Source organism: Paenibacillus borealis (genome assembly GCF_000758665.1).
Classification (GTDB): Bacteria; Bacillota; Bacilli; order Paenibacillales; family Paenibacillaceae; genus Paenibacillus_AQ; species Paenibacillus_AQ borealis.
The window spans coordinates 3106573-3120804 of record NZ_CP009285.1 but is presented as its reverse complement, the minus strand read 5'-3'; the positions used below and the strand labels follow the sequence as shown (position 1 = coordinate 3120804).

Here is a 14232-nt window from a genome sequence, read left to right as displayed (position 1 = left end):
ATTAAGATGGCAACACACCACCTTTCTATAGGTAAACTATTGTTATGGGTGCTTCAGTTATTCCCTGCACATTCGTTTATCTGACGGATAAGATCTGGAAGGTTCAGTAATACATCACCATCATACCAGCCCTTCCACTTGCCTCTCTCAGCATGCAGACGGATAATAGCTGCCTGCTGAAGTTCTGCTGCAGCTTCCAGAATTGGGCCGCGCACGTGGCCCTCTTCCTTCTTGAAACCGGCAAGTACAGACTCTGCCGCATTAGATAACTGGTGAACTGCCCGATATAGTCCGCGAATAAGCGATAGCTGGACCAGAAGGTTGGTAGTAAAGAACTCTCTTCGTTCCTTTTCAATCCCCTGCAAAGCCTGATAGGCCACATTCAAAGCAACGTCCCACTTCGGAAGAGCCTCTTCCGTAGCCTTTCTGTAATACGCTACAAAATCCGTTGCCTGATCAAATGCCAATAGGGTTTTGTTCTGGATCTCGTCCTTGGTGAACGGTTGACCTTGCAAAATGGCTGTCAATTTGATAATTAATCTTCGGCACATGCCATCCATCAGGAGCATACGGCCGTCGTATCCCGTGTTGTCCAGCGAATGGAAGGCTGCGAAATAAGCCTGATAAGCACGCACCGCCCCCGCGCAACCTTCCTGCCCGTAATGCTCGGCTGCCCAATGCTGCATAAACTGTTCCGGCTGATTGAGTTCAAAGTTCCAGCCTAAGGCGGCGGTGTATTGGGTTCCAAGCAGCATCTCTCTGACATTCGTTACGTTAACGACAAGATAACCGGTATTCCCGTGCTGAACAGCTGCCTGCAGATTGTAATGAATTTTATGAGGTAAAGTTCCTTGAACCTGATGAGGTCCGTCACTCCAGAACGCGACGTGATAATATAAACCGTATTGCCTTCCCGGCTCCCGCTTCACCTCATAGAAGCTGTCACCTAACATCTGGGTCGGGCCGAAATCCGCATGGATAATCATCGTCTCCTGCGGAAATGACAAATGGCCCCCCTTCAGAAGCTCCATTCCCTCCATCCACAAAGTAGCCGTCGAGGCGAAGTTGTTGTGACCCACGGCTTCAGTAATCACTTCAAGCTGCTTGGCAATGGCACCGGCGATCAGCTGTCCTCTTCCGCTATCTGTCTCTGGTGCATAAGGATCATCTGCCCATACAGGCTTATCCCCCATGCCGCGAAGGCCAAGCTGCCACACCACGTTGTCATACCTTGCCCAGCGGCCTGCATACAGCCGCCAGACTTCTTCATACTTTTCAGGATTTTTCGTATAGGATAAAGGCTCTGTATCTCCCCGTTCCTGCCAATAGCGCAGAACCCGCTTGGGGAATACGCCCAGCGGCTCAATGTGATGCTGGGTAATGAGCAGTCCGCGGTCCGCCACCCGCCGGACCAGGTCTTCATCGGATGGATCGAGGATATCGAGCAAGGAACAGGGGATGAGCAGATTCTGCTTCAGCCGCAGTGCGGTCTCCATAACCGGCTCCAGTGCATCCGCATAACCCGCATGCTTTGTAAATGCATTATTCTGAAAATTGGTATCGAATTTGCCGGTCCAGCCCAGCAGCAGATCCTCGTCATTGATGAACCAGCCACGGTAGCTGAAGGTGTGGGGGCCGTCCGTCATAGAGATGCTGCTGAAATCGAGGCTTTCTATAGCTGCAGCCCTATGGCCTGTCCATAGATATAAGGGATTAACACCAAGAGCTGACCTGCTGAAATCATAGATGCCATAGATCGCCCCACGGGTATCACTGCCTGCAATAATGAGCTGACGCCCCTCTTCCCCGGTACTCTTAATGAGGTAATGCTCTTTTTTTCCGTCGATATTGCTGAAATCGAATTCTCTATTTGTTAAGAATTCCGAGAATGCAGGATTGCTTAAGGTTCCCACTGCAATAGAAAACCCTTTCACATTTGAAAGGTATTTGCGGAAAATTCCCTGAATGTCCATTACTTTACACAAATCCTTGATTAAATCATTGACCGCTAACCCGAGCCCCTGATGTTCCAGGGCATCCATCTGAATTTCTACTATATCCTTGGCCTGTAACGCCAATTCCCCCACCCCTTTGCCTTATCTTTGGTGCAATCCGCTTACCGAGGATTATCGAGTTTACTATATCTCATAAGCGCATCCGTAAATATGGACTGGTTCTGTTTCTTTTATGTAATTAATTCGTTTATGGTTTCCAGTATAGAGTTCGTTTTTTTAGTTTGGTAGGTAACAAAAATGGTCATAAAAAGCATAAAAAAGTATATAGATTGGTTTCTATATACTAGCGTAAAATGATATGGGTCAAACGGTTTACCGCCGTATGTAAAGTTTCCTTTCCCTCCACACATGCCATTGCCACCCCATAAATGCCCCAGCTCCAAAAGGTAGCAAGTAAATAATGCTCTTCCTTCATACCATGCTCTTTATCTAATAAGGCTTTCAGAGTTTCCGTCAATCGTTGTTTAATCTCATAGTCCATTTTCGCCTTAAATTCTTCAAGTGCATGTTGACATTGTAGAGATAAATTTATTTGAGAGCTCATAATTGCTTGGAGGGACTTAATGATCGTTTGTTCATCGATGGCTTCTTGTAATGCTACTTCATTAAATATTTCTTTTGTAAGCACTTCTTTTTGAATCATATCGATTAAATCGTATTTATCAACAAAATGATAATAAAACGTTGAACGGTTGATCTTTGCTTCTTGTGTAATATCAGCAATGGTAATATCACTGAACTCTTTCTGTTTAATCAGTCTCATAAAACCATTCATAATATTTTCTCTTGTCCGTTGAATCCGCGGATCTGGTTTTTTCATTTGTATTGTACCTCCCCTTGTAAAATCATCTTTATTTTTCAACACTTGTCGGATTACGCAATTATAACAGAAAATTTTCAAAAAAAAGTCGCGGCCCATTTTGTATGGACCACGAACATCACTTTAATAATATGAAATGTTTTAGAAGGTTTGCGCTAATTGCTTTGCACGCTCGATGCCTGCTGTTTTAATTTCCCCTGCTTTATTTGGCATTTTAGCCTGGCCTTCAATAAATAAACCTTCAAACTCCGAGATACCCATGAAGCCCATCAAATGTTGTAAATAGCGATTGCCCTGCTCTTCCTCTGCTAAAGGACCCTCTGAATAAAAATCACCGCGGGCTTGAATGTGCAGCACTTTCTTACCATGAAGTAAACCTACAGAACCATCTTCCGTATATCTAAATGTCTTCCCAGGTACTGCTACGGCATCAATGTATGCTTTGACAACGGATGGGAATGAGAAGTTCCATAACGGCGTTACGAATATTATTTTATCTGCAGAAATAAATTGATCCAAAATATCGTTTAGACGTATGACTTTCGCTGATTCCTCAGCTGAAAGAGCATCCATTTGCTGACCTGCACGAAGTTTTCCCCAGCCACTAAAAACATCTGCATCCAAATTCGGAATTTCTTCCTTAAATAAATCCAAGGTCACAATTTCATCCGTTAAGTTTAAATCTTTATAGGTTTCGATAAATGCCTTTCCTGCTGCCATACTAAACGAATGATTTTCATCATTTGGATTTGCTGTAATAAATAATACCTTAGTCATATTAATCTCCTCTAATCTTTATTTACAACAACTGTTGTTAAAGTAAGTATAGGAGAATTGATTAACTAAACAAACCATCAGTTTAATCAAATTGTTGTAAATCCAACATTCAGCTGGTATTGACCGAAAATCAACTTTCAGTGATAACCATAAAAGCCGGTATACCTTAATTGAAGGGTTTACCGGCTTTAAAATATATAGATAAGATTTTGAACAGCATGAGAAGCCGAGGATTATCGAGTTTACTATATCTCATAAGCGCATCCGTAAATATGGACTATTAAAATTCCATCTTATTTCTAGCAAAATCCTGCTTAACTCTCGTTGTACCGTCCTAATCAGGATGGCATGTCGTATTTACTTTATCTCCTGCGAAAATAACCGCCATTTCTGATTGTCTCCGCCATTATCCTCCCATTGGGTGAGTTGAACTCCATCTGTCGCCGACTCCGTGCTATCTAAGGAAAAATGAATTAAAATCGTTTTTTTATGGAATTTATTCGTCCATAGTGATATTAAGCTATCTGGATGATTATGCTTATTTAAAATAATCTTCTAATGTTCTTTGGTTATTAAAATTTGAGACTGTTCTTACCAGTAGACAATTAACTTTACTTATCAACACAAAAAGTCCCGATATAGGACATTCCTAATCGGGACTTTTGCATTGTTGCTTATTACCTTTATTCGCTTACTTTAATATGGATAAACATTCTAATAAATAAAGCAACATTTTGTCTAACACATATATATTATTTATGGGATTTTACTTAAATATCAATGCAATATAATGCATAAAAACACACACTTGTATATTCATGCATTATAATGAATAACCACAAAAAATCTCACTTTTCATGAACCACTTTTCGCAACTTTCATGGTAGTTCTCGCAGCTTTGGTGATCCACCACACACAATATTGTATTAATTACGAGTTCAATCTACCTCACCCGCACCGGCTATACCCGCAATTCCCACATGTCTTGCACCCCTCAATATTAATAAGTGATGCACTTCCGCAGGAAGGGCAGAGATCCCGCGAAGCAGTCGCATGGCTATGCGCACCATGACCTCCGTGTCCATCATCAGTAGCCGTTGCCGGGACACTGGATTTCAGCTCCGCGCTGAGCGCTTCGTTGAAATCAAGCTCCAGTGTAGCTGCGATAGGTGCAGGCACGTGATCGTCATGGGCGTTGTTCAGCACATGGGTTTCCAGGGCCTTAGCCACCGCGTCGGCGATGGATTCGACGCGGTTCGCACCGAAGCCGATCGCGCCGGAGCCGCCGATGCCTTTGAGATGCTTAATCAGCAGCTCCACCTTCTCGCCGTGGTCGCCGTAACGCAGGAACAGCGAGCAGACGCGGCCCAGTGCTTCCGCCATGGCGAAGACGTCGGAGCCGGCTTTACCGACATTCAGGAAGATCTCGGCCGGAATGCCGTCAAGGTCGTTGATGGTAATATACGCCATGCCGAACGGCGTGTTGATCTTATAGGTAGCGCCGCGCAGAACCTGCGGGCGTTTCTTGTATTGTTTGTCCACTACATTAGCCGCAGGCTGTGGTGCGGGAGCGGCCGCTACTGTGACTGGAGCCGGGGCAGCTTCGACTGCAGGAGCTTCAACCGTCTCAACAGCTGCCGGTGTCTCCTGTTTCTCTTCCTTCTTCGTCGTTTCCAGCACCTGCACGTCACGGCTGCCGTCGCGGTAGATCGTTACGCCTTTGCAGCCCAGGTCGAAGGCCATTTCGTATAGCTCGGCGGTTTCTTCGACGGTGAAGTCCGACGGGCAGTTCGCTGTCTTGGAGATCGAGCTATCGACCCAGCGCTGAATCGCAGCCTGTGCACGGATATGATCCTTGGCGGACAGATCCATTGAAGTGACGAAGTATTCAGGCAGCTCTTCACCCGGATGGGCTTCCAGCCATTCCTGGGCAATCGGCACGAACTGTTCGTCATAGCCGAGACGGCTCTGGCGGTAATATTTGAAGGCGAAATAAGGCTCGATCCCGGTCGAAGTGCCGACCATGGTTCCTGTACTGCCTGTAGGTGCCTGGGTAATCACCGTAACGTTGCGCATACCATGTTTACGGATGGATTCGCCGACTTCCGGATAAACTTCGGTGATATTTCTCATGAAGCCGCTCTGCAGGTATTTATCGGTGTCAAAAGCCTGGAACGAGCCCTTCTCGCCAGCGATCTCAGCTGAAGCCAGATACGCTTCGCGGGCCATGAAGCCGTAGAGCTTGTCCAGGAACTCCAGGGATTCCGGACTGCCGTATCGGATATTCAGCTTAATCATCAGCTCAGCCAGACCCATCGTGCCGAGTCCTACGCGGCGTTCAAGCTTCTGGTTGGCTTCATTTTCCGGGAAATGATATGGTGTCTTGTCGATGACATTATCCAGGAAACGCACGGAGTAGCGGGTTGTTGTCGCCAGATCTGCCCAGTCCACATCGTGATTCTCCGCATCGTAGAACTTGGAGAGGTTGACGGCCGACAGATTGCACACACCCCAGCCCGGCAGACCCTGCTCACCGCATGGATTCGTGCAGATGATCGGGTTGAAGTACCAGCTGTTGGACATCTGGTTGTAATATTCCATGAACACTACGCCCGGCTCAGCCGATTTCCAGGCCGATTCGATAATCGTATGCCACACATCGCGCGCTCTGACAGTACGGTAAGGAATGACGCGCCGGCCTTCTGCTTTCCATTTATCCAGATCGCCGTCCCAGATTGTATCGTAATCCGGATCGGTGGTATCCGGGAAGACCAGCTCCCATTCCAGATCCTCCTTGACGGCTTTCATGAAGGCATTGCTCACGCATACCGACAGGTTGGCATTCGTTACCTGCCCCATCGTCTGCTTCACGGTAATGAAGTCCACCACATCCGGATGCCAGTCATTGATCATCAGCATCAGCGCGCCGCGGCGGCTTCCGCCTTGCTCAATCAGTCCGGTTGTATAGCTGAAAAGACCGCCCCAGGACACTGAGCCGCTGGATGATCCGTTCACGCCTCTTACAATCGCGCGGCGCGGACGCAGCGAAGACAGGTTAATTCCTACGCCGCCGCCGCGGGCCATGATCTCGGTCATTTCGGAGAGCGTCTGCATGATGCCCCCGCGGCTGTCTTTCGGGGAAGGTACAACATAACAGTTGAACAGCGTAAGCTCCTCGCTGGCTCCGGCACCTGCCGCAATCCGTCCGCCGGGTACCAGCTTCCAGTCATCAAGAATAGAGCGGAACTTGCCTGTCCACTCTTCCTGAAGCTCGGGAGTCTGCTCTACGGAAGCCATCGCTGCCGCAAGACGGTCCCACATTTCCTCCGGAGTCTTCTCAATATTCAGTGTCAGCTTCTCCACATCCGATTGCACGAGTTCACCGCTGCGGGTCTTCACCGTAACAACCCGGCCGGTGCGCTCAACAATCTCGCCAACCTCCTTGGTTGGGAATTTCGGATCATCCTTCGTCAGGACAAGCACTACATCGCCTACCTTGGCATTATTGCTGTCCGCGTCCTTCCAGGCATAACGGTCCAAAAATATTTTCTCACTCAGCCCCTCAAGACGCTGCTTGCGTTCCACTGTACTCAATAGAAAAACCTCCCGGATGATTGATAGGTAATACTTCCGTTCCTTGGTGTGGGCTTAGACTTTTTGTAACCCACAACAACAACTTCCGGCGCCCGAGTGGCCGCAGCCTGCATGTACAGCGGAAGTTCCTCTTGTCAATAACAAATAACCGCAAAAACCCGCGAATAATCAAATTTTCAAGCTTTTGTAACAATATATTGTATACATCAGCTTTTCAACTATACCACATATTGTATCAGAGTTCTTTTTCCAAAAAAGCGGCCCATGGCGGGAATTTCGTAAAAACGGTAAAAGATAGTGGATTTTCTCCCTCTTTCTCGCTTTTTTACAGGTTCCAGATTGATAAGCTTCCGGGCCCGGAAGACAGATTCCGCCACGGATATTCAAGATCCGCCGAAGCCGCAGCAGCACCAGCAGCAGTACCGCCGCAAGGCTCCGCAAGATTACTCCACGGCAGCAGCCGGAGGATAGCAGGTTATGAAATCTCTCTTTTACGCGCATACTACTGCTACGCATTTCGATATGAAACCGCGCCGGAGGAGGCTGCAACATGACGCAATTATTCCGCAATTCCTTGCCGCAAGGGGGCAGTACGCCTGCCCCGCTGCTGCCTGTTCCTCTGTCCTTTGAGCGTAACTGGCTGCAGGACCTGGAGTCGAAGCTTGATAAAGGCGGACCTTGGGGAGACTGGAGACTATCCCGGCTGGCCGTACAAGGTGAGCAATCGGGACTGGTTACGAGCTTCGATGAGCTGCAGTGTATGAAGCATCTGTCCGGGTTATCCCCGCTTCCACACCAGCTGGATACCGCCCATAAGGTACTGTTCGAGATGTCAGGCCGGGCCATTCTGGCAGACGAAGTGGGGCTTGGCAAGACGATAGAAGCCGGATTGATCCTCAAGGAATATCTGGTGCGCGGGCTTGTAAGTAAAGTTCTGATTCTTGTTCCTGCGTCTCTTGTCCTGCAGTGGGTGCGTGAGCTGAACAGTAAATTCGGTATTTCAGCCGTAGCACAGAAGAAAGCTTACTCCTGGGGCAATGATATTGTTGTCGCCTCCATGGACACGGCCAAACGCGATCCGCACAAGGAAATGCTGCTGAGCCAGGAATTCGACATGCTGATTATCGACGAGGCCCATAAGCTGAAGAATAAGAAATCAACGAACTATCTGTTCGTACAGCAGCTGCGCAAGAAGTACTGTCTGCTGCTCACCGCCACTCCCGTCCAGAATGATCTCGGCGAGCTGTTCAATCTGATCACGCTGCTGAAGCCGGGACAGCTCGGGAACCAGGGGGATTTCGCCACCAATTTCGTGGTCGATAAACGCCAGCCCAAGAACGAGGTCCAGCTGAGGGGCGAGCTCTCCAAGGTGATGATCCGCAACCGCCGCGGCGAGGGTCCGGTGAATTTCACGAAGCGCAAAGTGCGCAATATTCCGCTCACTCTCTCTCTGGAGGAGAAAGAATTATATGACGGCGTCACCGCCTTTGTCAAAGACCAATATCAGGAAGCGGGCGGCAATCTCAGCAGCATGCTCTCCCTGGTGACGCTCCAGCGTGAGGTATGCAGCAGCCGGGATGCCGTGTTCGTCACGCTTGTGAATCTGATTAAGAAGCTTCCGGCGGATTCACCGAAACGCGAGCGTATGATGGGTCTGCTCCAGACGATACGCACGGTCAAGACAAACACCAAAGCGGAGAAAACGATGGAGCTGATCCGTCAAATGAACGAGAAGGTCATCGTCTTCACCGAATACCGGGCAACCCAGGAATATCTGCTGCAATATTTCCGTGAGCATGGACTGCAGTGCGTCACTTACTCCGGCGGGATGAACCGCGGCAAAAAAGACTGGATGATGGACCTCTTCCGCGGCCGCGCCCAGGTAATGATTGCTACGGAAGCGGGCGGCGAAGGGATCAATCTGCAGTTCTGCCACCATATGATCAACTTCGACCTCCCCTGGAACCCCATGCGCGTAGAGCAGCGGATCGGCCGGGTACACCGGCTTGGCCAGGAGAATGATGTAGTCATCTACAATCTCTCTACTGAAGGCACGATCGAGGAGCATATTCTTCACCTGCTGCATGAAAAAATCAATATGTTCGAGATGGTCATCGGCGGGCTGGATGTCATCCTGGAGCGCTTCGAGAAGAAGGAATCCCTTGAGAAAAGCTTATATAAAATCGTCCTCGAAGCCCGCAGCGACGAGGAGCTGCGCAGCGAGCTGGATCAGATTGGTGACACGATCAGCGAGCTGACCCATGCCAATCTGGATGAAAGTGAGGTGGCTCCTTAATGCTGACCCCTGTGGAAGTACGCAAGCAGGTCATGGATTACCTGGAAGCGACAGAATGCACGATTCTCGAATCCTCTCCGATGCATGTGACGGTGAAGCTCTCGCCGCGCGCGGACCGGATGCTGACGGACCGCCCTTATTACTGGGGATTCGTGGAGCGCACCGGCGTAGATCCGGAGACCCTGTCCTTCAGCTTCGTCTTCGATCCGGAGAAGTACGATGAGCTGGCCGCACAGGCAGCTGCGCCTGCGGCCCGGCCGCGCGGCGGAGCCGTCCGCCCGGCGGCAGGGCCGGTGCCGCGCGGCACCGGCGCGGCGGGTGCCGCGGATGCTGAGGCAGGCGCGGAGCCTGGCGCGGCACCGGCAGCAGCACCCGGAGGCGTGGTGCCGCCCGGGGTCTCCGCTGATCCGGAGGACAGCATCCTCGCACGGTACTTCGGCATCGTCCCGCAGCTGCCGCGCATCGGGCCGGGTATGATCCGCCGCGAGGATGTGACCTACGGCAGCAAGCGCCTGCGGCAGATCTGGTCAGCGGCACGGGACGAGGGCAAATGCCTGCAGCTGTTCGAGGATCCGGGACTCCGGCAGCGGACCACGCTGTTCTCGGCCGCCTACGAGCCTTGGCTTGCCGTCTGCTACAAGGTGGAGATGACGTGTGACCTGAAGCGTGAAGAGCTGCATTTCATCGCGGTGTCACTGACCTCCGGGCTGATTGTTCCGGACTTTGAGGCCCGGCTGGCTTCGCGGGAGCTTACGCCAAGGCTGCCGGAGAATATCCACATTCAGCCTTCTGAGCTGTCCGTTACTGCCGGAGCCGACAGGCTGGAGGGCTATCTGACCTCGAAGCTGGCTCTGCTGGACTATACCTGGGCCGAGGAAGCCCGCGAGCGCCTGCGGCTGGAGCTGAGCATCGTGGATATCTATTACGAGGAGCTGCTGAAGGAGCAGGATGAAGAGAAACGCCTCGGGATAGAGGAGCAATACAACCGCCGCCGCAAAGAGACCACCTGGCAATATGAGCCGCAGATTGCAGTTTCTGCCGTAACATACGGGCTGTTTCACCTGCGCAGCACATAGAATGCGACCCGGCTCGCTAAAAGCAAACAAAAAAACAGCGGAATTCCCGCAGGCCGCCGCGACAGTAAGCAACAGCCTTTTCAGGGCTTGTCCCCTACAATTAAAAGTACGTAGCAGGACGCTGCCGGGCTCCGGGTTACCGGCCCCGGCAAGGCTTGCGAATAACCTTTGGAACAGGAAAGGTGAACAATGACATGAAAATCAAAGCGAGGCAGAAGGGACCGCTCGGGCGGCGCACCCGCCTGCTCCTCTGTCTGACTCTCGGACTGACTCTGTTCGCCGCCAGCGCCTCCCCGCCTCCGGCGCTCGCGTCTATAGGCAGCCGGACCACTGTCACACAATCCGTCCTGCAGGAGATTCTGCCCGGACTTGTTATGACACAGGCTCCCGCTCCTGAAACTTTGCAGGATTTCACCCGCCTCACGATTAGCCAATTGTCGGCGGATACTCCTTTTAAGGAATGGAAGAATGCCGGAACTGAGGTCTATCCTCTCGGGCCGGGCACACGCAGCTGGCTGGTCAATGTGATGAACGGGGAGCAGCGGATCGGATATCTCATTATTTCTGCTGCGGACGGGGGCAAATATCTGCTGAGTGAATACGGAGCCGGTACCTATGGTCTCCCTTATAGTATGAGTGATCTGCGCCAGTATCTGGTGCAGGAAGGACTGATTACCTCCTCTTATTCTGGTAAAATAGAATTAACGGCGCTGTACGCTCCGCTGCTGCCGGTCTGGAAGCTCACGCTTGCGGACAAGACGCTGTATCTCAATGCCTCAGTACTGCAGGTACTGCCTTGGAGTCTTAGCCAGGCAAACCGAATCCTGGACGGCCAGCTTGATGCCAAAGCCCTGGTGGTGTACTCGGGGCAGGGCTCAGGCCGCACTCCCTTGCCCGCTCTGCTTAGCAGCGGGCAGGATGACCCGTATGCAGATTTACAGTGGCTGACCGCTCCTGAACTGAAGAATATCAGCGAAGCCAGTTTAAATACTTTGCTTAAAAGCCGGGGCAGCCTTGCCTTCCAGTCCACGGGACACAATGATACCCTGGGCGCCCCGTTCATGATTACAGGCTGCCAGAGCTGGCTTCAGTCCCCTGCCGGAAGTAAGGCGGGTGCTGAACCGGCAGTTATTTACGCCGCTGCCGGGCCCGGCGGGAAACGTTATCTCCCGCTCACAGCACTCCAGAAGTACGGAACCTTCCACAAACCACCGCTGCCTCTGTCCGGAGGAACGACGCTCGGCGCAGCGCCGCATTAATTATAAAGGTTCAGCGCTTATCCTAATAATGCAGCTGTACAAGCCAAACAGCCTCCCCTTCTGCCGCTTAAGCGGCTTTAAGGGAAGGCTGTTTCTGAATCCGGGTGAGCAAAGCCGCTGGTGCTTGGCTTTTGCTGACTATCTGACTGATCACTTATGACCCTGCCGCGCTGACAGGCAGGCTATTGCCGTTCCTTGCGGCTCCATTTGCTGCGCCAGACGGACCAGGCGAGCGGCAGCATGCCGAACCATTTCTGGGCCCAGGGCTGTTTCTCCGCCTTCCGCCTTGCATGTACGGCGCGCGGGTCCTCCATATAGACGACTACTTTCTCCGTAATGTATTTCACCAGATCATCTCCGCTGGATGCCATGACCTATACCTCCTCTGCAGGCAGCTGACGGATTGCCGCCTGCCACCCTGCCCATTTCTCCATATCTGTAGTGTGCTCCATTCTTCAGCTCTCTAAACCGGAACCGTTAAGCTTCGTATAGGTTTGGCGCTAAAGGTACAATCTAACAGTACATGAAGCTATGATGATTCAGGCAGGAGGTTATTCACATGAGAATATCAGGACAATTACAAGAACATCATGCAGGAGGGGCAAGCCTTCCTGGGCAACATTACCGGCTGGGGCAATTGCTGCAGAGGATACTGGCGTCATTAGCGGTGCTGACTCTGCTAACAGCTGGAGATGCAGGGACCATCCTTGCCGCTACACCGGGGGTAGACCACTTGACCGACAAACAGTCAGACCGTCAGCATATGCTCGGACATGACCAGCGGATCATCCTGATTGATGCCGGACACGGGGGGATAGACGGCGGAACGTCTTACGGCACTATTCTGGAGAAGGACATTACCCTGGCCATCTCCCGCCGCCTCTTTCTCCTGCTGCGCAGTGACGGCTTCGATGCCATTCTGAACCGGACCGGTGATTATGCGCCGAGCGACGAGAACCTCTGGCTGCGCAGTAAATCCCGGCATCTGCGTGACCTGGCACAGCGCAAGGAACTGGCGGAAACGCTGCCGGCTAATGTCGTGGTCAGCATCCATATTAATTGGGCGAAATCGCCCTCCAAGCATGGCCCGCTCGTATTGTACCGCCAGGAAGGGCGCAGCTTCCTGCTGGCCAGAGCTATTCAGGACCAGCTGAACGGGCTGTATGGGATGAAGAATGACCCCAGACAAGGCAAACCCTTCTATCTGCTCAACAAAATAACCGCCACAACAGTGATCGTCGAGGCGGGTTTTGTCAGCAGTCCGGCAGACCGCGAGAAGCTGTGCACACCGCAAGGCCAGGAAGAGATTGCCGAAGCGGTTGCTAACGGAATTGCGGCGTATCTTATGGAAGTGTGACTTGCGAATTCCATTTCCACTCATCCCGGACAAGCTCGGAGATGCCGATAAATTCCACGCTGTCTTTCATTCCGGCAATGCCGCTGCGGATGCCCGCTGCGGTTTCTTTGCCTTGAATGCCGACATGACCGATAGTTACGCAGTATCTCTGGCTCATTGCCCGCTCATGTACCAGCTTCATCTGTTTAGCCACATGGCTGACAGAATGCACGTCGTCCAGGAAAATGTGGTTCTCCACAGGCGGGAGTCCCAGCTCCCGGGCCATTCTCCCGGCAACGGAACGATAATTGGTATGGCTGTCTACGAAGAATAAACCTCGTTCTTTGCAGACCGCCAGCACAATGCCCATCACCCGTTCGTCACCGGTCACCTTAGAGCCCATGTGATTGTTAATCCCAATAGCAAAAGGGACATTATCGAGCGCTGCCTCCACCCGCTGGCGGACTTCAGCATCACTCATCTTAGTCAGCACCGCACCCGGTCCAAGCCATTCCGGCTTGCCCTGGCGCGGCTCCATCGGCAGATGGACCAATACATCCAAGCCAAGCTCATGCGCACGCCGTGCATCCTTTTCACTCGTGGACAGGAACGGCATCACCGCAACGGTAATCTTGACCGGCAGCTTGAACATCTCCTCCGTGCCCCGCATGTTATTACCGAAATCATCGACAATGATGGCGACACGGCTGGGCAACTTCTTATTCTCTATTTGCCGGTCAACTGAACCGCTGCTTAAGCTGTTGTCTGCATGCGTATCTGTTGCCGGCTCCGGCAAGGAATCTGCGGTTTCCATAACCTGCGCGGTGTCTGCAAGGGCTGCCGGTGCGGCAAGTACCGCTTGAGATGCTGACGGAATCAGCGTGGTCATCAAGACAACTACTGCGGCCAAAAGATATAGAATGATGTGCTTTACGCTGTGACTGCTTTTCTTCAAATGGAACACCTCCTTCATGATTCAACAATTGTTCTCATTGTTTGGCTCACGAAGGTTAAATATGTACGGTGAACTTACGCAATAATTAACAAAGCTTAAAATAA

General features: G+C 51.4%; 10 protein-coding genes. 4 read left to right on the top strand and 6 right to left on the bottom strand.

The window, feature by feature from the left end; all coding sequences use genetic code 11:
• Positions 1-53 precede the first annotated feature (53 nt).
• From PBOR_RS12880 to PBOR_RS12865, 4 genes are all read right to left on the bottom strand, one after another.
• Complete coding sequence (locus PBOR_RS12880) at positions 54-2078, bottom strand: glycosyl hydrolase 115 family protein (protein WP_042212154.1); 2025 nt, start codon at positions 2076-2078, stop codon at positions 54-56.
• Positions 2079-2298: 220 nt separating this feature from the next.
• Positions 2299-2835: a TetR/AcrR family transcriptional regulator gene (locus PBOR_RS12875; protein ID WP_042212153.1), complete on the bottom strand. Its 537-nt coding sequence runs from the start codon at positions 2833-2835 to the stop codon at positions 2299-2301.
• Positions 2836-2976: 141 nt separating this feature from the next.
• On the bottom strand, positions 2977-3612 hold the full coding sequence (locus tag PBOR_RS12870; RefSeq protein ID WP_042212150.1) for an FMN-dependent NADH-azoreductase: 636 nt from the start codon (positions 3610-3612) through the stop codon (positions 2977-2979).
• Positions 3613-4560: 948 nt separating this feature from the next.
• Complete coding sequence (locus PBOR_RS12865; RefSeq protein WP_042212148.1) at positions 4561-7206, bottom strand: adenosylcobalamin-dependent ribonucleoside-diphosphate reductase; 2646 nt, start codon at positions 7204-7206, stop codon at positions 4561-4563.
• Between the two features lie 550 nt (positions 7207-7756).
• On the opposite strand from PBOR_RS12865, the gene PBOR_RS12860 reads away from it, so the two are divergent.
• The 3 genes from PBOR_RS12860 to PBOR_RS12850 all read left to right on the top strand — a co-directional run bounded on the left by PBOR_RS12860 (position 7757) and on the right by PBOR_RS12850 (position 11837).
• Positions 7757-9502 (top strand): DEAD/DEAH box helicase, encoded by a 1746-nt coding sequence (locus PBOR_RS12860; protein ID WP_042212146.1) that lies wholly within the window; start codon positions 7757-7759, stop codon positions 9500-9502.
• Positions 9502-10578: a YqhG family protein gene (locus tag PBOR_RS12855; RefSeq protein ID WP_042212144.1), complete on the top strand. Its 1077-nt coding sequence runs from the start codon at positions 9502-9504 to the stop codon at positions 10576-10578. Before PBOR_RS12860 ends, PBOR_RS12855 begins: the two co-directional genes overlap by 1 nt.
• A gap of 194 nt (positions 10579-10772) precedes the next feature.
• Positions 10773-11837 carry a hypothetical protein gene (locus tag PBOR_RS12850; RefSeq protein ID WP_052429458.1) on the top strand — a complete coding sequence of 355 codons (1065 nt, stop codon included), beginning with the start codon at positions 10773-10775 and terminating at the stop codon, positions 11835-11837.
• A gap of 182 nt (positions 11838-12019) precedes the next feature.
• On the opposite strand, the gene PBOR_RS12845 is transcribed toward PBOR_RS12850, so the two are convergent.
• A complete protein-coding gene (locus tag PBOR_RS12845) occupies positions 12020-12208 on the bottom strand; it encodes a YqzE family protein (protein ID WP_042212143.1) in 189 nt (62 codons plus the stop codon).
• 188 nt (positions 12209-12396) lie between these two features.
• Between PBOR_RS12845 and PBOR_RS12840 the strand changes: the two genes are divergently transcribed.
• Positions 12397-13194, top strand: a complete 798-nt coding sequence (locus PBOR_RS12840; RefSeq protein ID WP_245648142.1) for an N-acetylmuramoyl-L-alanine amidase family protein — start codon at positions 12397-12399, stop codon at positions 13192-13194.
• On the opposite strand, the gene PBOR_RS12835 is transcribed toward PBOR_RS12840, so the two are convergent.
• Entirely contained in the window at positions 13181-14128 is a 948-nt protein-coding gene (locus tag PBOR_RS12835; RefSeq protein WP_042212141.1) for a divergent polysaccharide deacetylase family protein, read from the bottom strand. The genes PBOR_RS12840 and PBOR_RS12835 overlap by 14 nt on opposite strands.
• Between the last annotated feature and the right edge of the window lie 104 nt (positions 14129-14232).

Coding starts and splice junctions, on each gene's coding strand:
- PBOR_RS12875 (WP_042212153.1), bottom strand. CDS start 2,835: ATGAAAAAACCAGATCCGCGGATTCAACGGACAAGAGAAAATATTATG.
- PBOR_RS12870 (WP_042212150.1), bottom strand. CDS start 3,612: ATGACTAAGGTATTATTTATTACAGCAAATCCAAATGATGAAAATCAT.
- PBOR_RS12860 (WP_042212146.1), top strand. CDS start 7,757: ATGACGCAATTATTCCGCAATTCCTTGCCGCAAGGGGGCAGTACGCCT.
- PBOR_RS12855 (WP_042212144.1), top strand. CDS start 9,502: ATGCTGACCCCTGTGGAAGTACGCAAGCAGGTCATGGATTACCTGGAA.
- PBOR_RS12850 (WP_052429458.1), top strand. CDS start 10,773: ATGAAAATCAAAGCGAGGCAGAAGGGACCGCTCGGGCGGCGCACCCGC.
- PBOR_RS12845 (WP_042212143.1), bottom strand. CDS start 12,208: ATGGCATCCAGCGGAGATGATCTGGTGAAATACATTACGGAGAAAGTA.
- PBOR_RS12840 (WP_245648142.1), top strand. CDS start 12,397: ATGAGAATATCAGGACAATTACAAGAACATCATGCAGGAGGGGCAAGC.